At 60.1% G+C, this 24,221-nt stretch carries 16 protein-coding genes, 1 tRNA gene and 2 pseudogenes; 14 read left to right on the forward strand and 5 right to left on the reverse strand.

Annotation, left to right across the window (positions count from 1 at the left end; all coding sequences use genetic code 11):
• From BW41_RS20675 to BW41_RS15100, 6 genes and pseudogenes are all read left to right on the forward strand, one after another.
• Nucleotides 1-80: pseudogene (locus tag BW41_RS20675) on the forward strand (integrase catalytic subunit); the annotation flags it as partial.
• Between the two features lie 508 nt (nucleotides 81-588).
• Nucleotides 589-873: a hypothetical protein gene (locus tag BW41_RS15085; RefSeq protein ID WP_037535349.1), complete on the forward strand. Its 285-nt coding sequence runs from the start codon at nucleotides 589-591 to the stop codon at nucleotides 871-873.
• Nucleotides 874-1,038: 165 nt separating this feature from the next.
• Complete coding sequence (locus BW41_RS21635; protein WP_200870442.1) at nucleotides 1,039-1,269, forward strand: hypothetical protein; 231 nt, start codon at nucleotides 1,039-1,041, stop codon at nucleotides 1,267-1,269.
• Nucleotides 1,270-1,327: 58 nt separating this feature from the next.
• On the forward strand, nucleotides 1,328-2,050 hold the full coding sequence (locus BW41_RS21640; protein WP_200870443.1) for an SIR2 family protein: 723 nt from the start codon (nucleotides 1,328-1,330) through the stop codon (nucleotides 2,048-2,050).
• A gap of 163 nt (nucleotides 2,051-2,213) precedes the next feature.
• Nucleotides 2,214-4,040, forward strand: coding sequence for an ATP-binding protein (locus tag BW41_RS15095; RefSeq protein WP_200870444.1), 1,827 nt, complete (start codon nucleotides 2,214-2,216; stop codon nucleotides 4,038-4,040).
• Nucleotides 4,041-4,070: 30 nt separating this feature from the next.
• The gene (locus tag BW41_RS15100; protein WP_037535350.1) at nucleotides 4,071-4,283 is read left to right on the forward strand and encodes a KTSC domain-containing protein; all 213 of its coding nucleotides are present in this window, start codon (nucleotides 4,071-4,073) and stop codon (nucleotides 4,281-4,283) included.
• 163 nt (nucleotides 4,284-4,446) lie between these two features.
• On the opposite strand, the gene BW41_RS21295 is transcribed toward BW41_RS15100, so the two are convergent.
• From BW41_RS21295 to BW41_RS15105, 3 genes are all read right to left on the reverse strand, one after another.
• The gene (locus BW41_RS21295) at nucleotides 4,447-4,617 is read right to left on the reverse strand and encodes a hypothetical protein (protein ID WP_153810808.1); all 171 of its coding nucleotides are present in this window, start codon (nucleotides 4,615-4,617) and stop codon (nucleotides 4,447-4,449) included.
• 316 nt (nucleotides 4,618-4,933) lie between these two features.
• Entirely contained in the window at nucleotides 4,934-5,707 is a 774-nt protein-coding gene (locus tag BW41_RS22080) for an IclR family transcriptional regulator (RefSeq protein ID WP_081793128.1), read from the reverse strand.
• A gap of 193 nt (nucleotides 5,708-5,900) precedes the next feature.
• Entirely contained in the window at nucleotides 5,901-8,813 is a 2,913-nt protein-coding gene (locus BW41_RS15105; protein WP_037535351.1) for a TonB-dependent receptor, read from the reverse strand.
• Between the two features lie 122 nt (nucleotides 8,814-8,935).
• On the opposite strand from BW41_RS15105, the gene BW41_RS15110 reads away from it, so the two are divergent.
• From BW41_RS15110 to BW41_RS15125, 5 genes are all read left to right on the forward strand, one after another.
• Nucleotides 8,936-9,799 carry a GDSL-type esterase/lipase family protein gene (locus tag BW41_RS15110; protein ID WP_235199788.1) on the forward strand — a complete coding sequence of 288 codons (864 nt, stop codon included), beginning with the start codon at nucleotides 8,936-8,938 and terminating at the stop codon, nucleotides 9,797-9,799.
• Entirely contained in the window at nucleotides 9,796-11,508 is a 1,713-nt protein-coding gene (locus tag BW41_RS15115) for an alpha-L-fucosidase (protein WP_037535352.1), read from the forward strand. Before BW41_RS15110 ends, BW41_RS15115 begins: the two co-directional genes overlap by 4 nt.
• 441 nt (nucleotides 11,509-11,949) lie before the next feature.
• Complete coding sequence (locus tag BW41_RS20685) at nucleotides 11,950-13,947, forward strand: pilus assembly protein (RefSeq protein ID WP_037535353.1); 1,998 nt, start codon at nucleotides 11,950-11,952, stop codon at nucleotides 13,945-13,947.
• Nucleotides 13,944-14,540 (forward strand): TadE/TadG family type IV pilus assembly protein, encoded by a 597-nt coding sequence (locus BW41_RS20690; RefSeq protein ID WP_081793129.1) that lies wholly within the window; start codon nucleotides 13,944-13,946, stop codon nucleotides 14,538-14,540. The genes BW41_RS20685 and BW41_RS20690 overlap by 4 nt, the downstream gene beginning before the upstream one ends.
• Nucleotides 14,537-15,190 carry a TadE/TadG family type IV pilus assembly protein gene (locus BW41_RS15125; RefSeq protein ID WP_037535354.1) on the forward strand — a complete coding sequence of 218 codons (654 nt, stop codon included), beginning with the start codon at nucleotides 14,537-14,539 and terminating at the stop codon, nucleotides 15,188-15,190. Before BW41_RS20690 ends, BW41_RS15125 begins: the two co-directional genes overlap by 4 nt.
• A gap of 530 nt (nucleotides 15,191-15,720) precedes the next feature.
• Here BW41_RS15125 and BW41_RS15130 read toward each other — a convergent pair.
• Nucleotides 15,721-18,825, reverse strand: a complete 3,105-nt coding sequence (locus tag BW41_RS15130; protein ID WP_161773137.1) for a TonB-dependent receptor domain-containing protein — start codon at nucleotides 18,823-18,825, stop codon at nucleotides 15,721-15,723.
• Nucleotides 18,826-19,566: 741 nt separating this feature from the next.
• Here BW41_RS15130 and BW41_RS20695 point away from each other — a divergent pair.
• From BW41_RS20695 to BW41_RS22085, 3 genes and pseudogenes are all read left to right on the forward strand, one after another.
• Nucleotides 19,567-20,320: pseudogene (locus BW41_RS20695) on the forward strand (IS5 family transposase).
• Nucleotides 20,321-20,544: 224 nt separating this feature from the next.
• Nucleotides 20,545-22,275: a hypothetical protein gene (locus tag BW41_RS15145; protein WP_152542339.1), complete on the forward strand. Its 1,731-nt coding sequence runs from the start codon at nucleotides 20,545-20,547 to the stop codon at nucleotides 22,273-22,275.
• A 281-nt stretch (nucleotides 22,276-22,556) separates the two neighbouring features.
• Entirely contained in the window at nucleotides 22,557-24,179 is a 1,623-nt protein-coding gene (locus BW41_RS22085; RefSeq protein ID WP_443027650.1) for a recombinase family protein, read from the forward strand.
• On the opposite strand, the gene BW41_RS15155 is transcribed toward BW41_RS22085, so the two are convergent.
• Nucleotides 24,136-24,212 (reverse strand) — tRNA-Met (locus tag BW41_RS15155). The genes BW41_RS22085 and BW41_RS15155 overlap by 44 nt on opposite strands.
• Nucleotides 24,213-24,221 lie beyond the last annotated feature (9 nt).

Raw genomic sequence — 24,221 nt, forward strand, 5'->3', positions numbered from 1 at the left:
CAACACCGCCATTACCGGCCTCCGGTTCCGCTTCGCTCCACCTACGCCCGGCAATGGCGGCCGAGACAACAATGCACTAACGATAAACCCGGACCACCCGGTGGGGGCTGCTCAAAGGCCACCAGCGATATTATCAAAGGACTGAGTGCCACCGCAACCGCGGCTAAGCTGAACGAGGTGCGGATCGCCCTTCAAGGCAATCTGCTTGAGGCTCAGCAAGCGTTGATCAATGTCCAGGGGTCCGCAGCCGCTACTGCCGCGCGCATCAGACAACTCGAGCAGGAACTGACCGAGATGCAGGACTGGGGCGTCGAGAAAGCCCGGTACGAGCTGCGCGATGCCGGCCGGGGAGCCTTCGTCTATATGCCGAAAGCGGATGCGGGCAACGGCGAACCGCCGCATTGGCTATGCCCCAACTGCTTCGGACAACGGCGAAAGTCGTTCATGCAATTCAAGGGGCAAGACAAGCGACCGGGCGGCGGCAATGGGGACACTTCCAACTACGCCTGCGATGGCTGCCGCAGTTCGATGAAGGTGACTTACACCGTCAAGCCGACCAACATGCCCCCGAAGAGTGAAAGTTGAGTCATGACCAAGCAGGAGCAGTTCTTGTGGATCGTGCAGACTTGCCTGTTGGCGAACGCAATCAACGTCAGCAGCGGAGGTCAGGCGGATCGATTTCGTCACGAGGTCTCGGCGACCGGTATGTTCGGCAACGCCGATGAGGCTCTACGTGCCAGCGAGCTCATTCCACATGACATGGACGCGAGCAGCGCCGCTCATGACTTTTTGTTTTTCATCTGCTCCAATCTCAGGGAGGGAGGTGAAGCGGGCAGCCCCGAGCGCTGCCCCGACTGGATGGCCAGAACTTAGGACATGCCCACCGGCGACTCATCTGAGGCTCGCGGGACAGGCGGACAAAGACAAATAGTGCAGATGCATCCGACTTGCGCGCGAGATTAAGATCGTTTGACGGCGTGTTGGTGAGCAACAAACGGAGGGGGCCTCTTGGACGCGATACATAACCCTGACCGGTTCATGGCCGACTTGCGACAGGTGCTCTCGCAAGGACGCAAGCGCGTGGGCATCCTCATTGGGGCAGGCGCCCCGCTCTCGGTTCGCTTCGATGCAGCGGGCGACCTTGATCCCGATGGCAAGGTACTCATCCCCGGGGTGGAACAGCTGACCGAACGTGCGATCGGCAAACTGACCGACAAACACGCGGTCGCCGCGGCGGCGATCCGGGCAGGATTGCCCGGGGGGCGGTAACATCGAGACGATCCTTTCGCGTGTGCGGCTACTCCAAAGCGCGATCGGCGACACACCGGTGCATGGGCTCACGGCGAGCGGTTATGAAGAACTCGGCCGAACGGTTTGCAGCGCGATCGGCGAGATCGTCGGCGCCAAGCTCCCGAAGGGGCGCACGCCTTACCACGAACTGGTGGCCTGGATCAGCGGCACGCAGCGGCCGCACGCGGTCGAGGTGTTCACGACGAACTACGACCTCCTATTCGAGGAAGCGTTCGAGCTCGCCAAGGCACCGTATTTCGATGGGTTCACCGGCGGGCACGCGCCGTTCTTCGATCCGGTAACGGTGGCGGGAGACGACCTGCCGGCACGCTGGTCACGGCTTTGGAAGCTGCACGGCTCGCTTGGCTGGCGGGTCGAGAATGGCGTAGTTGTCCGCTCAGGCGGGAATGAATGCAGCGAACTCGTCTATCCCGATCATCTGAAATATGACCTGACCCAGAAGCAGCCCTACTCGGCTCTTTTCGAGCGGCTGAAAAGGTTCCTGCTCACTCCGGATACGCTTCTTCTTACAATCGGCTTCTCGTTCCGCGACGCGCATATCAACGCAGTACTGGACGAAGCACTCGCCATGAACGCGAACGCCGCCTTAATGGCGTTCCAGTTTCAGTCTCTCGCGGCCGAAGAGCCTGCCTGCAAGTTGGCGTACGAGCACCCTAACGTGTCGTTGTACGCGTCGGACGCCGCGGTGATCGGAGGTGTGGCGGGACGCTGGCGGCCAGGAGACCCACCGAAGAACTAGACTGAGATTCGCGCCAGTTTCTGGGGTACGCGTTGGGGGAGCACCGAGCCCGTGTTTCTCCTAGGCGACTTCGCAGCCTTTTCCCGCTTCTGTGCGCTATCTTACTCGACCGACTTGAGCCATGTGGTCGACCCAGCACCCCTTGCGTCAGGAGGGCTGGCCGTTGATCCGGCTCCCCAAGCCCCGGTCGTTCCGGCATGAGCGGCAGCGATCCGACTTACTGGGCCGGGTGAGCGCCGTTTCCGGTTCCTCGATCACCGTCAAATTGTCGGAGTCGCTTTCCTCCGGATTGGCGATGATCGCTGGCCATACCTATCGCGTGGGTCAGGTCGGGAGCTTCGTCCGCATACCGCTCGGCTATCAGGACCTTTTCGGCGTTGTGGCGGAGGTCGGGGCTGCGGGCGTGTCGGGCGGAACATCCGGACCCGATGTGGATACGGGCCGGTGGATGCGGGTGGAGCTAGCCGGCGAGGCCATCGGCGAGCGGTTCGAACGTGGGCTAAGCCAGCATCCCAATATCGAAGATGCGGTCCACATCGTGACGGAGCGCGACCTTCGCCGCATCTATGGCGGCGCGGATGACGATCAGGTGGTCATTGGAAGCCTGTCCAGCGCGGAGAATATCGCGGTCAGGCTTGCGCTCGATGCGCTGGTAACGCGTCACTCCGCGATCTTGGGGTCCACTGGCTCGGGCAAGTCGACAACGGTGTCGAGCTTGCTGCGATCGATCGTCGCACCGCCGGGAGTGCAGGGTTCGGGCGGCGCCCGAAACTTACTGCTCGATGTTCACGGCGAGTACTCGGCCGCATTGGGCGATGTCGCGCGCACGTTCAGCGCAACGCCCCAGCCTGGCGAGCAGCCCCTCTTCGTGCCGTACTGGGCGCTCGAGGCCGGTGAACTTCTCGAGTTTGTCGCCGGCGGACTAAGCGACACGCACCTCGTTGCGTTTACCGACAAGATCCAGGAGCTGAAGGAAGCGCGCCTGCAAGCGGGGCCATTGCCTGGGCTCGACCTTCAGTCGCTGACGGTGGACAGCCCGGTGCCGTTCTCTTTGAAACAGCTCTGGTACGACCTCCTCAACTTCGAGGTGACCACCTTTTCGGGCCCTCAGCGGGACCAACCCTGCCAGGAATCGCCGGGCGACGCACAGACGCTAACCGCACCCCGGTACACGCCACACGCGCTCGGCTCGGCGGGACCGTTCATCAACCAGTCCGCCAAGGGTGTTCGCCGACAGCTCAACTTGATCAGGTCACGCCTGCTCGATCGACGGTACGATTTCATCCTGCATCCGGGCCCCTGGGAACCCGATCTGGCTGGGAACACGCCCGAGGACTTGGACACGTTGCTGGAAGGCTGGCTCGGGCACGACAGACCCATCACCATCCTGGACCTCTCCGGCGTGCCCAGCTCGGTGCTGGTCAGGCTGATCGGGTCCATCTTACGGATCGTGTACGAGGCGCTCTACTGGAGCCGCGAGAAGACTGAAGGCGGGGTGCTCCGCCCTCTCCTGGTCGTGATGGAAGAAGCGCACCGGTACGTCAGCCCGGAGAGTGGCAACGTCGCCGCTGACGTGGTTAAACGCATCGCCAAGGAGGGGCGCAAATATGGCGTTGGCGCCATGCTTGTATCGCAGCGACCTTCCGAGGTGGACGAGACGGTGCTGTCGCAGTGCGGTACCCTAGTCGCCCTTAGGTTGACGAACCCATCCGATCGAGGGCGCGTGAAGGGAGCGTTGCCGGACAACTTGTCGGGACTGATGGATCTCCTTCCGGTACTGCGGACCGGGGAAGCAATCATTGCGGGCGAAGCGGCAAGACTGCCGGTGCGCTGCCGCATCACGCTTCCCGCGCCTGACCGCCGCCCTAAGAGCTGTGACCCGGAGGTAAGCGCCGCGTGGCGTACGCGGCGAGTGGCGGAGGGCTATGATCGCGTGGTGGCGTCATGGCGCGCAGCGCACGACCGCAGTCGTAGCCGAGCAGGCCATTGACCGCCTGCCGATACCGGAAGAGGAAGCATAATGGATCGTCAGTTGGTTGCATCATCAAACGTCGCCTCGATCGGCTATGACGAGGCGAGTGCCACGCTTGAGGTCCAGTTTCTGAACGGCGCAGTGTATCAGTATTTCAACGTCGGAAGCGACCTGCACACGCAGCTCATGGCTGCGCCTTCTAAGGGACAATTCATTCACGCCTATATCAGAAATGCCTACCCGTACTCGCGCGTAGGGTGATCGGCCGACTCCAGGCCGGAAATTTAGGTTTCGAAATGACGGGATTGCTGGTCCTCCGTTACGGGGAGCGATCGAGCGAAGGTAACAGGAGATGGTCTTAGCGACGCCCCATTGCCGAGGCATTGGGACGCTTGCCGGACGGGCATCATATATCTGATCCAAGCTACACCGTTCCGGCCAGCAGCTCCTGCGCCCTGTTCCTGCCGTGCACGAGACGGGCGCACTGAGCGCGCGTGATCGGCCCGCGTGCCTCCTCTCCTCCCTCGATCAGCCTCACCGCCGACGTGATCACCGCCTCGAGCGTGGCGCTCACGCCCTCACGCGCCATGGCCATGGTCCGCCATCCATTCTACGCTAAACGAACGGCTCGTTCATCGCCTTATGACTTTAAATTCGACGAACGTTTCCGCCATCTGCGGTCACGCGTGGCGCTCTGCGGCACTGGATGAACGACCGGCCGAGTATCGCGGTCGACCGCCGGAAGGCGGACATGCCGCTTTCTAACAGAATTGTAGAATAATTCACATTCGTAAATAGTAATCCGTTAAAGTAAGTGCGCCCCCCCCCACCAGACGAAAGGGGCTCACCTGTATGTTAGGAAGAAATATCTCGACCCGACAACTCTCATGTACCGCCAAAGATGGCAAGATTCATGGCGCCGACCCACCACTCGAGGCGGCCAACCCTACCTGATTAGATATGTTCATCGCTGCAGATGATATCAGTGTCCGTACAGAGGCTAGGTTTGTGTGCGCTCCAAGTCCATCAATGAATGGAACAGTGAGCGCCGCGCAAACCTGCCCTGCGATATAGATCGGGACCGCAAGATCAGTGATACCAGTAAAGATTGGGCTAGGTGTTACACTGCCTCCCTCTCGAGAGATTTTGTTTAGTTCTCTCCCCAGAGCATCATCATCAATCGGTTGGCCCGACTGACGGATCTCGTCAATCATCAGCTGCCGTGCGTCTAGAGACTGGAATGCGAGCAGAATTCGGCCTGACGAGGAGCGATGAAGCGGCTGCCGATAACTAGGGCGCACAGCAAACCCGAAAAAGCCCGGCGCCTCTACGCCCGCGATAACGACCATCTCTACGCCCGATTCAACCGCCAAGTGACAACTCTGCCGGGACATTGAAGAAACATTACGCATTATTGGAAGGGCAGCCGCTACCAAGTTGCGGATAGGAGACCACCCCATACTTATGACGTGGAGGCGGTTCGTTATACTAAATTTATTGTCATTCCTTGATATATAACCAAGCTCTTCGAGAACCTGTAGCATTCGGTATATCTCACCGACTGATCGCCCTAGGCCGGTCGATATTTCCTCCGCATTCAGCTCATCGCGGGCCAGCGATAAAAATTCCAAGATCTCTAGGCCCTTAGTTAGAGCCGGCGCTTTGTAGAGGGGTTGCCCAATCATAAGTCGCGATACAAGCTTTAATAAAGCTCACAATAAAAGGAGTTTGCCGGCCACACAGCAGCAGGCGACGCTACAGAATTACAATCAACGATAAACAATGCATTTTCGGTGCGCAATGCAACTGCTTACTCCAGCGAAGTCGATAGCCCGGTTCGGGTCGGACGTGAGCGCCCGACCCGAGGAGACAGCCCGGTCAATAAGTCAGGCGTGCGATCACGCTGATTCGTCGATCGTTCAACACGTAAGACTGAGGACGGCTCGCAATGCCATAATACGTCCGGTTTGTGGTGTTGGTCAGGTTCGTGCCGTCCACCGTCAGCGCAAAATGTGGTGCTACAGTGTAAGTCACCGAGGCATCGAGCTGGCCCCTCGCCGCGTTAAAAATTGGGAGGTTGCCACTGCCGTTTCCTGCCGTCGTTACGACATACTTGCTTCGCCAATTGTAGGCGGCACGTGCCGACAAAGGCCCGCGATCGTAGAAGCCGATCAAGTTGTAGCTGTACTTTGACAATTGCTCGAGCGGAACCAGCAGGCGGTTTCCAGACGTGTCGGTTGCGCCCGGGCTTGGCGCCTTGCTGTCGACAAAGGTGAAGTTGGCCTGTGTTCCAAACCCCGAGAGCCAACCCGGCAAAAAGTCGAAGAAACTGTTTGCGCCGATTTCAAAGCCCCTAATCTTACCATTGTCACCGTTGACGGGCCGAGTAACCTGATACGTGTACGTATTATTTCCGAAACTATAGCTCTCAGACCCCGTTATGTTGGCGATGAAGCCATCGACCTTCTTGTAAAAGCCGGCAGCGTACAGGGATCCAGTTCGCGAGAAGTAGTATTCAAGCGAAGCATCGAATTGGGTCGCCGTCAGAGGCTTCAGATTCGCATTACCTGACGTCGCTACGCGCTGGCCGCCAGTGGCCACGAATTCGTTGATCGAGACGTTCGGGTTCAGCTGGGTAAAATCAGGACGGGTGAGCGCTTTCGACCCCGCCAAGCGAAGCTGCAGCTTGTCGGTAAGATGGAAAGTGAGGTTCACGCTTGGCAGGAACTTAGTGTAATCCGAGTTGACCGAGATAGGAACGAATGACACCGGACCATTGCCGAAGATCGGCTGACCAGTCGTCGCATCAACGCCGGTCTGCACCTGAGGCGAGCGGCTTTCGAAACCCGAGGTCCCGACCTTCGTCTTCACGACACGAAGCCCGATGTTCCCGTCGAACGGCACGGCAAAGTCGCTCGTGCCGAATCGTGCCACGCCATAGGCGGTATACGTCTTCTCGCTTTGGGTATTGCGATCGCTCGGCTGATAACCGACGCCGTTAAGGAGGGCCTGGGTCTGCGACGGATCAACATATGGGGCAAGCGCCGCGCGCGTGGCATCGTAGTCGAGAACGATATTGCGATCGAAGAAGATCGCGCCATCCGGCACACCTTGGTAGCCGCGATACACTTCGCCGCGGAAGGGTCGCAGTTCATAGAGCGACGATGCAAGCGGGCGGGTCAAACCGTAATAGGCGTAGGTGCTGCTGTCCGTCACCGCCGATCGGTCGGTGTAGCGGAGGCCGGCTGAAATCGACTTCAGGAAGCCGTCGAAGGTGTACTTCGCATCAAGGCGCCCGGCGTACTCGGTGCCTACCGAGTGCTCGATATGATCCAGATAGCCCGCACCTGAAGCATAGTTGGCGGGATCGGTGGTCAGGCCGTTGCCATTCGCAGCGTTGGTGTCCGGCGAAATCAGCATCGTCGGGACGCCGTCACCGGTCGCCAGGAACAAGCTTTCCGCGGTCGAGCCGAGGATAACGATCGAACGCTGTCCGTCCGTCGTGCCGCGGATATATTGAAAATCGCCATTGATCGTGAGGCGATCGGAAGGAGTCCACTTCGCGTTCAGCGAGTAGTCGCTCGTTACCGAGTGACGGGTTTCCAGACTGGTATTAGCGTTGGTCGGAACGTTAACAAAGGTTCCGCTGCGGAAGTTGCCGTCCTCGTCATAGGTGAACGGCTTGGTGAAGTCCGGAGTAATGGGATTATCGCCGGTATAGGCGAAGTAGCTGTAGTCAGCATAACGGAACTTGTAGTCAGAACGGATGTACTCGCCCGTGAATTGCAGCGTGTCCGTAGGCTTCCATTGCAGGGCGACGTCGACGCCCAAGCGCCGTCGGTCGCCCAGGTATTCTCCGATGCCAACTCCGTGCGACAGATACGTGGGCTTGCCCGTCCGGCCCAAGCCCGCCGCTGTCGCCGCATCAACGGGGTTCACGAAAGTGCCGTCCGCGTTGCGTGCTTCGTTGAGCAGGTAGAACGGCTGACTCGAGATCTGATCCTGACGGAAGGCCGTCTGCTGGAACGCGACGTCGACCAGCACGCCAATCTCTCCGATGCCGGTGTTCCACCGATCGGAGACGAGCAGATTGGCCTGGGGTTTGCTGACGCCGTACAGATCGTAGTAGTTCACCCCTCCCGAGGCGGAGAGCTTGAAGCCGTCGAAGTCGAACGGCTTGCGCGTGCGCAGGTTGATCAGGCCACCAATGCCCCCTTCAATCAACTCAGCTGACGGGTTCTTGTAGACGTCGACGCCGGCGAGAAGCTCGGAAGGAACATCCTCGAGGCTGAGCGATCGGCCGCCGCTTGCGGTGAAGATGTCCCGGCCATTGATCTCGGTGCGGACTTGGCTGAGGCCGCGGATCGCTACAGAGCTGCCCTCGCCGTAGCTGCGCTGGATCTGCACGCCCGTGACACGCTGCAACGCTTCGGCGACGTTGCGATCGGGCAATTTGCCGATGTCCTCGGCAACGATCGAGTCGACGATCTGGTCGGCGTTGCGCTTGATGTTCTGTGCGCTCTGCAAGCTTGCGCGAACGCCGGTTACGACGATGTCGTCATCCGGCACGCCGCTACCAGCCTGCTGGTCGGCGACACCCTGATCGCCGCTAGGAGAAACGGTGGCGCTCTGAGCCGCAGCGTCCGTTGCTTGGGTTGGTGTTCCAACAGGCGTCGAAGACGTGGCCTGAGCGAATACGGGTGTCGCCATGCCGATCAGCACAGCAGCTAGTGAGGCTCCGGTCGCCAGCTGGAGGCGGCGTAAACGGCGTGCGGCAACCAATCTCTTCATCACATCCCTCTCCTGAGCATCGGCCCCTGGTACGGAGCACTGCAATCGCGATAGACATATGTACGACATTATGAAATATGAAAAGAGCTTTTATTGGTGCATCATTCGAAAGACCGTGAAGCATGAGCTTGCCAGCCGACATCGAGAGAAAGTTCGTTCCGAACATGTCGTTGAAATTAAGCTGTATTAAGACCGCCACAGCGGCATTGATCAGCCTGCACGCAGTCACGGCCTTGCCGGCACTAGCGTCGGAAACGTCATACAAAAGCTCACCGGAGCGGCGCACGGCGGCGGAGCGCGATTGGGGACCGTGGCTCGGGCCGTTTCGTGCTAAGCTAGTCCCGGTGCTGATGCAGGACTTTGGCGAGCGCTACATCTATCGCGAGGCCAATGCCGCGCTTCCACCGCCGCATGCTGGCGAGCAACGCGTCGTCTTTATCGGCGATTCTATCACCGATCGTTGGAATTTGGCTTCGAGCTTTCCGGGAAAGGGATACATCAACCGCGGCATCGGTAGCCAGGTGACCTCGCAGATGCTTCTGCGATTCCATCAGGATGTCATCGCGCTGCATCCTACCGTGGTGGTTATCCTCGCCGGCATCAATGACGTGCAAGGCTTCCTGCAGCAGGAGCGGCCGGACCAGATCGAGGCGAATTGGGAAGCTATGGCTGATCTTGCCGATCAGCACCGCATTGCAGTCGTTTTCGGTGCCCTCCTGCCGGTCAACGACTACACCGAAGCTGCGCGAAACGTTGTCAAGGAGCGCAATCCAGCCGAGCTGCGTGTGCTTAACGCATGGCTGAGGGCATTTTGCGCACGGCGTGGTTATGCCTTTGCCGACTACTATGCCGCGCTAGTCGACAAGCGCGGCTTGATGGCGGCGCGCTACACGAACGATGGCGTCCACCCTCTCGATAATGGCTACGCGCGCATGACGCCGATCGCCGCAGCCGCCATTGCGCAGGCGCTAAGGAAGACACAATGACGTCTATCGATCGCCGTACCCTGTTGGCGGGAAGCGCCGCGTTGGGATTTCGCCAAACCGCCAGTGCCGTTTCTAACCCCCGCGCGACGCCTTCGGCCGATGCAGCGTTGCGGCCAATGAACGTGCCGGCGCCTCGAAGTTTCACTGGCGATTGGGCATCGCTAACGTCTGGCTACACGGCGCCAGACTGGTTCCGGGACGCCAAATTCGGAATATGGGCACATTGGGGGGCGGCGTCCGTGCCTGCTGCCGGTGACGACTGGTACGGCCGTGACATGTACCTGCAAGGCCATCCCTCATACCAACATCATCTAAAACATTATGGCCACCCTGCAGACCGCGGCTTCATGGAAATCCAAAACGCGTGGAAGGCGGAGCGCTGGGACCCGGCGGAATTACTCGACCTCTACAAGCGCGCAGGCGCGCGTTACTTCATGGCGCTGGCGAACCATCATGACAATTTGGACTGCTTCGCCTCATCCCACCATGGATGGAATTCCACACGCATCGGTCCGAAGAGGGATATCGTCGGCACATGGGCGGGGTTAGCTCGGGAACGCGGCCTGCGCTTTGCGGTGTCCAATCACTCCGCGCATGCCTGGCACTGGAACCAGCCTGCTTATGGGTACGACCCTGAAGGGCCTCGACGTGGCCAACGTTACGATGCGGCACGCCTCACGTTGGCAAATGGTCGAGGCACATGGTGGAATGGGCTGGATCCGCAACACCTCTACGGTGGCGCCTCGATGCAGATGCCCGATGGCATCGGCTCCCTTGCCGAAGCCAACGCTTGGCATGCTGCCACCGATGGCCTCTGGAACGAAGGGCCTTCGCCTGATCCGGCTTTCGTCAGCCGTTGGCTACTTCGATGCCGCGAACTGATCGACCGCTATGAGCCCGACATGCTCTACTTTGACAATCACGATCTACCGCTTGGGCAGGCCGGTCTCGATATCGCAGCCTACTTCTACAATCAAAACATGCAGCGCAACGGTGGTCGCCTGGAAGGTGTCTGCACCGCGAAGGAAACGCCGCCCCAGCGACGGATGGGCTTGGTCGACGTTGTGGAGCGTGGTCAGAAGAGCTTCATCGATCCATATCCGTGGCAGACGGAAACCTGCCTCGGCAACTGGTTCTACGGCGAGCAGTACCTCCGTGAAGATCGTTACAAGACCCCGGCAAAGGTCATTCATACGCTTTGTGATGTCGTCTCAAAAAACGGTAATCTGATGCTCAGCGTGCCAATTCGTGGCGACGGCACGATCGACGCAAAGGAGCGGGAGATCGTCGAGGAGGTTGGTATTTGGATGCGTCGTTACGGTGACGCGATCTACGGCAGCCGGCCCTGGCGCATCCACGCCGAAGGTTCAACCGGACCTGGGAGCGGGGCCTTATCTGAAGGTGGACGGGATAGCAGCTATACGGCCAAGGACATCCGGTATGTCCGCAAGGGCAATGCCTTGCATGCGCTGGTGTTGGGTTGGCCAGACGACGGAGTCGTCCGCATGACGCTGTTAGGCAGCTCGAACCCGGTCGCTCGAGGAAGCGTGGAACGCGTCTCGCTACCCGGTGGCCCGGCGCTGTCTTTTCGCCGGATGGAAGACGTTCTCGAAGTCTCGCTTCCTGCCGGCCTGCGAACGCCGATCGGATTGGCGCTGATCGTGAACGGCAGCGGGTTGGTTAATCGACCGAGGGATGCGGCGTCATAAGAGTTGCCTTTCAATCCTTGGACGTTGGCGGAGTTTAACCTCTTCGTTCGAACGTGTGCGTCGATACTTGAAAATGATCGCTGCGGCTCGATGCTCCTTCGCGACAAATCTCCTGTTCGGCCACTCGTTGGCGGAAGCAGGTGAACCGCAGTTCACTAGGAGGCCCCAAGCAGCGCCCAACCCTATTTGTGGTCGACGGGCCGCTTACTACCACGCATGGACGTTCGAGCCCCCTGCCCTATCACCTGAACAATCGTCCGGTTCTGGCACTTGCCGCCCGAAAGCGGCCCGGCCGCTTCCCACAAGAGCAACAATTCGTGAAGCGGACCAGCGCCTCGTCGTATGATCAAGGTCACGCCGATATGGCCTGATTATTAACCAATATGGGTTAGTTCTGTCTCGAGCCACACCGAGCAACTCCCGGGTGGTCAGCGGGGCACTATGTCATTTTGGTCATCACACCTGCTCGGCCGTATCGCACGGGACGAACGCGGCAATGTCATGATCCTATCGGCTTTAGGCATGTCATTGCTGCTGGCGATGGGTGGCGGCGCGCTAGATTTAAGTCGCATCTACCTGATCAAGACACGAATGCAGCAAGGCTGTGACGCAGGTGTGCTCGCCTATCGCAAATCGATGCAGGGTACGAACGTCATACCGACGACGTATCCGACGGCGCTGGCCTATTTCAACGCCAACTTTTCTCCGGGACGATACGGATCGTTCAACACGCAATTCCCGCAGCCCAGCGTTGATGCGAATGTCGTCGTTCACGGTACCGCTTCAACTTCGGTGCCGATGGCGATCATGCAGATCTTCGGCGTCAGGCAGGTCAATCTCGTCAGCAAATGCGATGCGCAGCTACAGTTACCCAACACCGACGTCATGTTCGTACTTGATACGACCGGCTCGATGACGGACACAAATCCTGGCGACTCGGCTAACAAGATCACCGGACTGCGCAATGCCGTTCTCAATTTTTACAACACGCTTGAGCAAGCGAAGATCGCCGGTACGCAAGTCCGGTATGGCTTTGTGCCGTATTCCAATACAGTCAACGTCGGGTTGCTTTTGCGGCGCGAGTGGATGGTGGACAATTGGACCTATCAGTCTCGCCAGTTCGATCGTCAACAGCAAACCCAGACGGGTACGCAGGGAGCGACGACCACAAGCTATTCGGCTTGGTCTCCTTCGATCACGCCAACCACATCCACTAGCTATGGTGACCCTGAAAACTGCACGGCCCCCGCGAATACAGCTACCAGCACCAATACCTCCAGCTCTGCATGGGACCCGTCCGCCTCCGCGGTTCCACGCTCACGAACCAATTACAGAACCTATGGGGGCGACACCTATTCGGCTTCGGTTAACAGTGGTGGACAATGCGTCATCACGAAGAATAGCTATGCCAGCACACAGCAGCAACAGACCCAGACTGTCTCTAATAATCCAAACGCCGGCCAGCCAGTTTATACAACCTACAACTATTTCTGGTATCGCCCGGTTAGCTACAGCGTAGCCACATTCAAGGGTTCGGCCAGCACCGGACTCATGGCAGGCGCCTCCAATGTGTCGATGGCTAACGTCAACGCACCGTCTGGAACAGACACCGTCGGCAGCGACCAGAAAGTGTCTTGGACTGCATCGAACGCCTGCATCGAGGAACGGAAGACACTGCGGCCCTTCGAAACCGGCACAGCCTGGGACATGGATGTCGACAGCAAACCTGATCCGTCCAACCCTGACACGCAGTGGCGCCCGTTCCTCCCGGCGCTCGTCTTCGCGCGTCAGGTCTCGAACTATAACACCAGCACGCCGACAGGCTGGAACGTCAACGCGGTCAATACGACTGCGGGCTATACCCTCCTTTCGAGTTACACGACTAGCCGCGCCGCCTGCCCTAGCGCGGCGCGCAAACTGCAGAGCAAGGAAGCGGGCCTCACCGCTAGTGTGGTGCAATCGTACTTGAACGCGTTGCTGACGCGCGGCGATACCTATCACGACATCGGCTTCCTCTGGGGACTTCGACTGATCTCCAAGGAAGGCATCTTCGGCAGCGAGAACACCGCCGCTCCGGATGGCAGCTCGATCGCCCGCAACATCATTTTTATGACCGACGGTGATACCGAATCGCACATTCAGGACTATGATGCCTACGGCTTGTCGGCGCTCGACCGACGCCGCACCGATACCGGCTCTCTACCGAACGACAACGATCAGAATACGATCGTCGAGGACCGGCTGACCAAATATTGCGGCATCGCCAAAAACCAGAAGGGCATTACCGTCTGGGTGATCGCCTTCGGCACCACCCTCACCCCGCTGCTTAGGAATTGCGCATCGACGGGGCGGGCTTTCCAGGCCAACAACACCCAGCAGCTCAACGACACCTTTGCTGAAATCGCGGCGAAGATCGCACAACTGAGGCTGACCCGATGACGATGCCGCTTCTAAAGCGACTGGCTCGATCGACGCGCGGAGCAACCCTAGTCGAGTTCGCGATCGTCACGCCCCTACTGCTTCTGCTGCTCCTCGGTGGCCTTGAGACATGCCACACCATGTACGTTCGATCGGCGCTTGTCGGATCTCTGCAGAAGGCCGCGCGCGACCTCAGTCTTGAGGGCGCGAGTTCATCGGTAAGGGTTAATGCGATCACCGCGAGCGTCACGGACGCAGTCCACCAGATCATGCCAGCGGCCAACGTCAGCCTCGTCGCTAAGAGCTATCATGACTACAGCAACGCAGCAAATCCTGCCGAAGAATATAACGATGCGGATCATGACGGTCGATGCGACCACGGAGAGGCCTTTGTCGACAGCAATCGGAATGGCAACTGGGACGCCGACGGGTCAGTGACCGGAAGAGGCGGCGCGCGCGACGTTGTCTTGTTGGTTGCTACGGCGAGCTACAATCGCCTTGGTCTGACCGCCCTTCTTCCGTCAGCACCGCAGACGGTGCTGACGGCTAAAACACTCATCCGCAATCAGCCGAACGATCAGCAAGCCGATCCCCCTACAGGATACTGCTCATGACCGTATCTTCGATGCTCCTAAAGCACATCAGGCAGGATACGCGCGGCCTCGCGCTGATGGAATTCGCGCTGTGCCTGCCGCTGCTGATCATAGGATCGCTGTGGCTGCTCGAATTCGGCAACTATTGCATCGTTCGCCAGCAGATCAGCCAACTAGCGCTGCAAATTTCAGACAATGCGGCACGCATCGGCACGCAAAATTCGGTGCAAACAGAGATCGATGAAAAGCAGATCAACGACCTCTTCGTCGGTGCCGGGTTGCAGAGCGGCCCGCTTAATCTAGCACGCAATGGACGGGTGATCCTGACGAGCTTAGAAGTCGACGCCGACCAACCGCGCGGTCAGTACCTACATTGGCAGCGCTGCTATGGTATGCTCACCTATCCCTCGACCTATGGCAAACAGGGTGACGGAAAGGGCAATTTGACGGTCACGGGCATGGGACCCGCCAATGCCCGCATCGTAGCAGGATCGAGTGCTCCAGCTATGTTCGTCGAGATAGCCTACCAGTATCAGCCGATTATCTCTGCGCGGTTTGCGCCCCCACCTTTGATGCATGAGATTGCTGCGATGATGGTGCGCGACAATCGCGATACCTCTGATCCGGGCGTCAATCCCGTCAATGGAGTCACCGCTTCCACGTGCAACTAGCGATACATACGAGACGGCCAGTCAGGCGCCCTCCCCACCTTCAGTTGAGCCTCCGCCTCTCATGATTGCCGGCCGGGAACCGTCGGTCTGCCGTTCGTCACGCGCAAAAGATCGAGCCACTTGCCCTACCACTAAACGAATGTCCGATCGCGCCGGGCGCCAGCCGAAAGCGGACGAGCCGTTATCTACCACCGGCAGGCATTTGGCCCCCTGCCCCGAAGGATGAATACGTCCACTTCTCGCGATCGCCATCCCAAAGCGGACTGGCGACATTTCACCATCGACGGGCATTTGAGGCCCCTCCCCCGCCACCTGAACGAATGGCCGCTATGTCGTGATCACCGCCGAAAAGCGGACGGGCCGGTTTCCACCACCGGGGGGCGTTAAAGCCCCCCCCACTCCACCGATTGAACAAACGTCGGCTTCCTACCGGCGCTGCCCAAATGCGGCCATTCACACTGTCTCCGCGGTACTCGCGATGCGTCTCAAAAAAGCACCGCAGCCATTATTGACCGAACGATTCTGCAGTATTAGAAATCAATCCCAAAGTTCAGATGGAAGTACCTTCCAATTATAGCGCTGTAATAGCGCGTGGCGCTGACCGCATACGGGAACGGCACTGTCTTATCGAGGACATTATCAACAACAAGACGAACGCGGAACCGGTCGTTGAGCGTGTACCCGATTGAGGTGTTGAACATGAAATATTGCTTAACGTTCGGGTATTCGTAGGTCGTCTGCGGAGCGTTTACCGTGATCTTTGTCGGACCATAGTATTGCGTTTGCCACAAGAAATTCAAACCGCCGTTGTAGTAGTTTAGATTTGCGGTAACGTTGTCGGTCGGCTCTTGGGTCGTTCCAACCGTATAGGTCTGGTCGCCGCTGCCGATCCGATAATAATGCTTGGCAGTATGAAGCCAATTAGCGCCAAGGCCAAGCGCTCCAGCGCTTTCGGGCAGCCCAAGCCGGGTAAGTGGGAAGCGATAGTCAACCGTTGCCTGCACGGCCCTAAATTTTTCTACCGCAAGATTATAGTTCCCGCCCGTGAAGGATGTGACCTGCCCCGATGCATCTCGAGTAAAAGTGCTACAGAATGAGTTGTTGGGGTAGTCGTCCGAGTCGTAGCAGGCGTTGAGCAGGTCCTCAGCGCCAAGCGTCGCGATCTCGTTCTTGATGTCGATTTTGATATAGTCCGCCGAAACAGTAAGACCGGGCAACCAGCGTGGCGTCAGCACACCGCCCGCTGTCCAGCTGTTGGCGACTTCGTTCTGCAAGTTCGGATTGCCGCCGGTCGTACCCTGCGCCGTATAATCAACGATGTTCGAGTTAAAATTGGACGGCAGCCCTGCCGCGGCGCAATTTGCCTGGCGCCGAGTCGGGTTGGGACCGGCAGTCAAATAACGGGCGTCACAAGGATCATTTGCGGTGTTGAATACCGATCCGGTCGGCGCATAAGCCTCGGTGATCGCTGGCGAGCGGAACGAGCGCGTGTAATTGCCACGGAAGCTGATGTCACGCGTTGGGGCGTATACGCCACCACCGCTGTAGGCCCAGAAGCCGCGGTTGACGATGCTATTGTCGACGTAACGCGCAGAGCCTTGCAGGCTCAAATTGTAGATCAGCGGCACGTGCATTGCCGGTGCGACCAACGGGATGCTGAGTTCGCCGAAACCTTCATTGGTGTGATATGAGCCGCGCACCGGGTCGATCGGGATCGAGTTGCCATATTGTGTTCGCGTCCCGTCGCCGTTTTCTTCGCCATAAGCGAAGGCGCCGGGATCGAAGTTCACGCTTTCGTATCGATGCTCATATCCCAGGGAGAACTTCACGGCGCCAGCCGGCAGCCTGACGATGTCACCGCCCAGAGAGGCGATGATGTCATACTGCTGGTTTAGCTGCGTGCTGCGCGCATCGGCGCTGATATAGTCGAGCGCAGCCTGACTTGCCTGGTTGACGCCGAAAACGTTTAGCGGCGCACAGGTGCTGCTGAACGTTGGGATAGTGGCGTTGGCATAGCCCGTAGCGCAGACGATATTACCGCTCGCATCGGTCACCGCGTTCAGCGCGTTATAGTAATTCTGCGTTACGACTTCGCGCGACCGGCTAGTGGACCGTACGCGACCATAGGTGCCACTGACGTCCCAGTTGAAATTATGGCTGCCGATGGTGAAGTCGCCGGCGAGATCGCCTACAACACGATACAAATCTGTGGTGGTAGTGAAAGCGCCAGTCGCGAGATCCGTATTGGCGCGCGCAAGATAGAAGGTGCTCGGATCCTGACCGTTCGCGACTAGGTTGCTGACGATGGTCGCGCGATCCGCGGCACTTAGATACGGATTGGCGGTGCTTAGGATGAGATTGCCGTTGGTCTCGCCGGCATTAGCGAACAGCGCGGTATTATAGAAAGGCTGTGCGCTGATATTGCTCGCCGAGGTGTGGCCGTACCAGCCCTCCGCCGAAAGGCGGATATGATCAGAAAAATCATAGTGCGCTAGCAAGGTCGCCTGCACCCGATCACTTCGGGTGATCAAATTTTCGTAATCGCCGATCGCGAATCCGTCGCCGCCAGCGCCATAGAGCTGGCTACCGGTGGTCTGACCAGGATTGAAGACCGCAAGCTGACCGCTGTTGTTGAAATAAAGCGTCTGACCGGCAGCGTTGGTGATCCCCGCATACGGCTTTCCGGAGAGCGTTGGATAGCTGTCGGCGAACAGCGGCATGCCGGTATTGGTGAACTCGTTATAGTGCAGTCCACCTTGGTACAACGAGTATACGTTGTCCGAACCGGCCAGCGCGGTTCCAAAAAAGGGCTTGTTGCCACCCGTGTAGTAGCGAGCAGAGGTCGGCAGCCCATCCTGATGGTTATACTGAACCGACAGGGTAACATTGCCGCGATCTTCGGCGAAGTTCCTACCCGCCAACAGCGAAACCTGCTGCTCTGCGGCATCACCCTTCTGCGCGATACCGGTCTGCGCATCCAGGTGCAGGCCCTGGTAATTCTTCTTGAGGATGATGTTGACAGTACCAGCAATCGCATCTGAGCCGTAGATCGGAGCGCCGCCTACTGACAGCGTCTCGACTCGGTCGATCAGCGTTGTCGGGATGGAATTGAGATCGACCGGGCTCCCTGCCACTGCGCCGAAGATCGACGACGAGGCCGAGGAGACGAAACGCTGTCCATTGACCAGGCTCAGCGTGCGCTGTGAGCCAAGATTGTAGAGATTGGCGAAACTCGCCCCTGCGTTGTAGGAGCCTTGTGAGCCGATCTGGCTATTGGCTGGAACGCCAAACGCAGGCAATTCCTGCAATGCACGGCCAAGATCGGTGTACCCGCGCTGCGCGATTTCAGCGGAGCCGAGCACCTCGGCGGGCTGGTCAAGATCGGCCGCCGTGCGCCTGATACGTGAGCCGGTGACGATGATCGTTTTGTCGTCTTCGCTTGCAGCAACTGGCGTAGCAGGCGCCTCGGCCTGTGCCGGATCGCTTGCCGTCGCTGCCGGCGGGGCAGCGGCGGGGTCGGTCTGCGCTAGCGCGCCTGAGCTACCAAGAAAGATTGCAACGCTTCCCATCAAAGCCATACGCTTTGTCCGGCGTCGCTTCATGACGGCATTACCGACGTTGCTCGCGTTCATCATCGTGCTGCCCCTTCGCATTATGTCAGCTAAGCTGCTGCATCGCAAAAGACCGCAACGATCTGTATCATGCAAGGACACATATTGTTACATTTCAAAAGAGGTCGACCGCGTAATATAAATGCAACACCGAGGCGTTCTGCATGCCGCTAAACGATGCTGGCTGCCGACGCCGCGAGCGCATGCCGCATGCGGCATGCCGAAGTAAGCGCTCCGGGAAGATGGACGTTGCCGCTCCAATTATGCCGTCCTACCTAATGCGCCGTGGCACCACAGCTGTCACTGCAGCAAACCCGATTGTTTGACGGCATGCGGCTTTGTCCCGCCGCCCGAACAAACTTCAAGGTCGTCACGCAGATACATTAGATTAGCTGTCGACAACCGAAAAGTGGCCGAGCCACCCCCTGGTCCGCCGCCTGAACGAAGGTCCGCTTTGCTGGCTGCGGCTGCCCGAAACCAAGTAGGCCGCCTTTCATCATCGGCGGGCGCTAAAGCCCCCTACCTTGCCGCATGAAGGAACGTCCGCTCTCTCGCGATCGCCACCTTAAAAAGGACGGCGGCTTTCCACCCACCGGCGGGCGTCCGAAGCCCCCCTGCCCCGCCGCCTGAACGAACGTCCGCTTACTCGAAACCGCCGCCCGAAAGCGGCCATTCCGCTTTCCACCAAATGCAGACCTTCAGCTAAGGTCAGGACCCATTGATGTGAGCGTCGCGATCTGATTCAGGCTCCGCAAGGAGACTGGGATGAACGACCTGTTTTGGCTAACGGACGATCAGATGGAGCGGCTGCGACCGTTCTTCCCCAAGAGCCACGGCAAGCCTCGGGTGGACTACCAACGGGTGCTGAGCGGCATCGTCTTCGTCAACCGCAATGGGCTGCGCTGGCGAGATGCACCCAGCGCCTACGGTCCTCACAAGACGCTGTACAACCGGTGGAAGCGTTGGGGCGAGCGTGGCGTGTTCACGCGCATGATGGAGGGGCTGGCTGCAGGCGATGCCGAACCAAAGACCGTCATGATCGACGCGACCTACCTGAAGGCGCACCGCACGGCATCGAGCTTGCGGGTTAACAAGGGGATCTCGGCCGCCTGATCGGGCGCACCAAAGGCGGCATGAACACCAAGCTACACGCCGTCGCCGACGCGAACGGCCGCCCGTTGAGCTTCTTCATCACGGCCGGGCAAGTGACTACACCGGCGCGGCAGCGCTACTGGACGAACTGCCAAAAGCGCAGTGGCTGCTCGGCGATCGCAGCTACGACGCGGATTGGTTCAGGGACGCTCTCCAAGCAAAGGGCATTCAGCCCTGCATCCCGGCCCGGCGATCACGCAACGAGCCGGTCAAATACGACAAGCGCCGCTACCGGCGCCGCAGCCGCATCGAGATCATGTTCGGCCGCTTTAAAGACTGGCGACGCGTCGCCACCCGCTACGATCGCTGCCCCACTGCCTTTTTCGCCGCCATCGTCCTCGCCGCCACCGTCATCTTTTGGCTGTGATCAACGAGTCCTGACCCTAAGGGAATTCATCACGTCATTTTTCGACAGATTTTTTGCCCCACGCGCGTGGGTTGCGCGATCCTTTTCCGCTCGACGACGAACTGGAGCTACGAGACCCGGGCTCGACGCGATGAACGTGCGCCCGCCAAGGAGAAGACGGAGCATCAATCCATCAATCGTCAGCATGTGCCGGGTCAGGCTCCGTAGAAGAGCGGAGACGAATGATGGATACTTTCGAGAACAAGGCCGACCAGCCCGAGCCGACGACGTCGGCGAAGCTGATGAAGAAGGCGTCGGGCTTGGCCTTTGCCTATCTGTGCAACACCTTTGACGACGCGCTGTATGACGACTGCATCGATTATCGACTGCTGGGGCGCATTGCCAAGGATATCGCGTGCGAGATCGACAATGGCGTGGTGCACGCCGCTACCACACTGGATGGCGCACGCATGGTGCTGGCGGCGTGGTGCATGAGGGTTGAGGAGGAGCGCGACGACCCCGATTTTCCGGTCTCCGTCGAAAGCGCCGACCTCGCGCACAGCATCGCCATCTCGCTTGGCGTGCCGCACCTGCTGCGCAGCACGACTAACAGCCCGAGAGGCAGCCAGACCCGCTTCAGTGTCGAGGCAGCAGTAATGCTGCGAGCGATGTTCGACGGGAACACGCAACTCGACCGCGACCTTGCCAAGCTGGAAGGCCTGCCGGAGAGCAGCTCCGCTGCTGGCCGCGCCCTCACCGCGCGCGCCAAAGACGTGAAAGCCGGCTGCATCGTCGCTCCCTCGCCTTACTCGGATGGCGAATGGTGGCGCTGCGCCGAAGCGGCAGACCAGGAGGCGTTGGCGAGGGTCTTTCCGCAACGGAACTTCGAGCGCGTGCTCGAGCCGGGGACGTACGAATATCTGACCGCTGCCGGTGAGTCCATGCTGTGCCGGCTGGACAGGATGAAGACGTCACGGAGCCGCGCGAACAACTGGCAGGAGCAGACCGTCAACCTGACGAGCCGGTACATGTGTAAGGAGCTTAGCGACCGCGGTTGGCGCGAGGAACATGAGATCCTCGCGAGCGCTGCCGGTCGCCACTTCGATGCAATGGCAACCGGGGAGGAGTACGCCGCGACCATCGTCGACAGCGCCCGCATGATCCTTATCGACTGGGCGGTTACGAGCGATCGTCTTGCGGCGGCCGGCAGCGCCTCGGCCGGCAGCGTAGCCCGGCAACGCGCCATACGGACGTTGGAAGACTGCGGCCTTTCACATCTGAGCGCTCGCGACGAGCCGCACCTGCGCCCACAGGCTCTGCACGAGCAGGTGCGCGACGCCGCGCGCCGTGCTGTGTCGCTGGATCGCGGCACAAAGCTCGATGCCGATCTGCACCGCTTCAACGACTCGCTGGTCGAGGGCAATGTCGCGGCCAGTGGTCGCATGGCCGAGCAGCGCGCGGCCGCCCGTGGCTTCGTCCACCCGCAAGGCGAGACGGCTGCGGGCGCGGCAAGCTGGGCGGAGCGGCAGGCGCGTGAAGCTTCCAGTCGCGTCGCGCTCGCCGAGGCAACGTCGGCACTGCAGGACTATCGCGCCCGCTACACGCAGCCGGCACCGCCGGTCATCTATTTCGGCAAACGCGGGCGTGCCGGCTTCGAGCCGGACGAACTCGCGGCCCTTGAGTCGCAGGTTGCGCATCCCGGCGAGCGTGTGCGGGTTAGCGCCCCCGGATACGAAACCGCTGGCGCGATGACGATTGCCGAGACGCATGCGTTCCGCGGACCGGAGGGCCGTCTGATCGCCCGCTACCGGGTGGACGGCCACGATCGTGATTTTAGCGACGAGGATATGGTCCGCCTGGGTCGCCGCCACACCGACGGCGGGCGGGTGCTGCTCGACCGCACGACGTGGACCCCGCCGGTGAAAAAACTGAGTCTGGTGGCGAGCCGCGCGGTGAACGCCGACATGGGTATCTGAAACCAAGCGACCGGCAGCCGGAAGCGGCTACCGGTTGCACTCTTTTTGCCCCCACGCGCGTGGGTTGGGCGATGCTTTTGTCCTGTGGGCTGGTGGATGGAACACCATCCCCACCCCGCGCCACCGCCACACACTCCCGAATCGGCACGTCACGCCGCAGCACTGGCGCTCGCCAGACTGCTTGCGCGCGATCTCGCGCGGACTCATCTTGGCGGCAACTCTCGCAGCGATAGAGAAGTGAAATGACGAGGGTCGCGCTCTACGCCCGCTACTCGACCGATATGCAAAAGCCTGAGACCATCGCGGTCCAGAACGGCAATATGCGGGCGTATGTCGCGAAGGCAGGCTGGCAGGAGGTCGGCGCGTGGGCGGACGAGGCGATTTCGGGCGCGACGCTAAATCGTCCCGGGATCCAGGCACTGCTCGCCGCGTGCGAGCGCCGCGAGGTCGATGTCGTGTTGGCCGACGAACTCGACCGCGTGTCGCGCGGGCAATCGCATACCGCCAAGGTTTACGAGCGGCTGCAATTCCTCGGCATTCGGCTGGCGACTGTGGCCGAGGGCGAGATCACGCGGCTGCACGTCGGCATGAAGGGCACGATGAATGCCGAGCAGATCTCGGCGACGTCGCGCAAGACCCGCGATGCGCTCGCTGACCGTCACATGAAGGGCCTGAATGCCGGCGGGCGCGCCTACGGCTACGACCTCGACTTCCAGCTCGACACGCGCGGCGACCGCATCCCCGGTCACTTGAAGGTGAACCCGATCGAGGCGGAAACCATCGTGTGGATCTGCGACCAATATGCCGCCGGACGCTCGGCCAAGGACATCGCCGCAGACCTTTACCGCCGCGGCGTGCCGGGTCCGCGCGGCGGGAAATGGTCGGCCTCGACCATCAACGGCAACAAGAAGCGGGGGACCGGCATTCTCAACAACCAGGCCTATGTCGGTCGACCCGAGCACCAACGGCAAACGTTCCGGAAGGACCCGGAGACGGGCAAGCGCCACGCCTTCGCAACCTCTGAGGGCGTTAAGAAGACCGCCGAGGCACCGCACCTGCGCATCGTGAGCGACGAGCTCTGGACAAAGGTGAAAGCTCGTCAGGAACAGACCACCTGCCCGCACGGCCCCGAGGTAACGCCGTTCTGGGCCAGGCAGCGCCCAAAATACCTGCTGACCGGCAAGGTCAAATGTGGCGTGTGCGGCTCGAACTACGGCAAGGTCGGCAAGCTGCGCTCGGGCTGCCACGCGCGCAGCAACTACGGCGAGGCCGGGTGCAGCAACAATCTTACGATCCGCATCGGCGAGCTCGAGGAGCAGATGCTCGCGGCGCTGAAGGACGACATGCTTCGGCCCGACGTTATCGAGGCGTTCGTTGCGGAGTATGTGGCTGAGAGTAACCGGCTGGCCCGTGAGCGCGACCGCGACGGCGCGGCGCACCGCCAGGAACTCAAGGGCGTCGAGGCCAGAATCCAGCGGGTGACCAACGCCATCCTGAACGGGGTGGATGCAACGTTGGTGCGTGACGAGCTCAACCGGCTCGGCCGCCGCAAGACCACGCTGGAGGGTATGGTCGCCGAGGCTGCCGAACCGTCCGTCCCCGCCCTGTTCCATCCGAAGCTGGCGCAGGTGTACCGCGAGAAGGTGGAGGACCTGCTTGCCGCCTACAGCTGCGAGGCGAGCCGCACACAGGCACAGGAGATCATTCGCAGCCTCATCGAGCGGATCGTGCTGACGCCGGTGGGCGGCGTGCTGCGGGTTGAGATGGCCGGCGATCTGGCGGCCATGCTGACGATCAGCCAGGAGCGTGGGCGCAAAAACACCCCGGGAGCGGATGCTACCGGGGTGCGACAAGTAAAGTTGGTTGCGGGGACAGGATTTGAACCTGTGACCTTCAGGTTATGAGCCTGACGAGCTACCGGGCTGCTCCACCCCGCGACACTGGGT

This window comes from Sphingomonas sp. RIT328 (assembly GCF_000632225.1).
Taxonomy (GTDB): Bacteria; Pseudomonadota; Alphaproteobacteria; order Sphingomonadales; family Sphingomonadaceae; genus Sphingomonas; species Sphingomonas kyungheensis.

Coding starts and splice junctions, on each gene's coding strand:
- BW41_RS15085 (WP_037535349.1), top strand. CDS start 589: ATGACCAAGCAGGAGCAGTTCTTGTGGATCGTGCAGACTTGCCTGTTG.
- BW41_RS15130 (WP_161773137.1), bottom strand. CDS start 18,825: ATGATGAACGCGAGCAACGTCGGTAATGCCGTCATGAAGCGACGCCGG.
- BW41_RS21295 (WP_153810808.1), bottom strand. CDS start 4,617: ATGGCCATGGCGCGTGAGGGCGTGAGCGCCACGCTCGAGGCGGTGATC.
- BW41_RS15145 (WP_152542339.1), top strand. CDS start 20,545: ATGGATACTTTCGAGAACAAGGCCGACCAGCCCGAGCCGACGACGTCG.
- BW41_RS15115 (WP_037535352.1), top strand. CDS start 9,796: ATGACGTCTATCGATCGCCGTACCCTGTTGGCGGGAAGCGCCGCGTTG.
- BW41_RS22085 (WP_443027650.1), top strand. CDS start 22,557: ATGCAAAAGCCTGAGACCATCGCGGTCCAGAACGGCAATATGCGGGCG.
- BW41_RS20690 (WP_081793129.1), top strand. CDS start 13,944: ATGACGATGCCGCTTCTAAAGCGACTGGCTCGATCGACGCGCGGAGCA.
- BW41_RS15125 (WP_037535354.1), top strand. CDS start 14,537: ATGACCGTATCTTCGATGCTCCTAAAGCACATCAGGCAGGATACGCGC.
- BW41_RS15110 (WP_235199788.1), top strand. CDS start 8,936: ATGAGCTTGCCAGCCGACATCGAGAGAAAGTTCGTTCCGAACATGTCG.
- BW41_RS22080 (WP_081793128.1), bottom strand. CDS start 5,707: ATGATTGGGCAACCCCTCTACAAAGCGCCGGCTCTAACTAAGGGCCTA.
- BW41_RS15105 (WP_037535351.1), bottom strand. CDS start 8,813: ATGAAGAGATTGGTTGCCGCACGCCGTTTACGCCGCCTCCAGCTGGCG.
- BW41_RS20685 (WP_037535353.1), top strand. CDS start 11,950: ATGTCATTTTGGTCATCACACCTGCTCGGCCGTATCGCACGGGACGAA.
- BW41_RS15100 (WP_037535350.1), top strand. CDS start 4,071: ATGGATCGTCAGTTGGTTGCATCATCAAACGTCGCCTCGATCGGCTAT.
- BW41_RS21635 (WP_200870442.1), top strand. CDS start 1,039: ATGGCCGACTTGCGACAGGTGCTCTCGCAAGGACGCAAGCGCGTGGGC.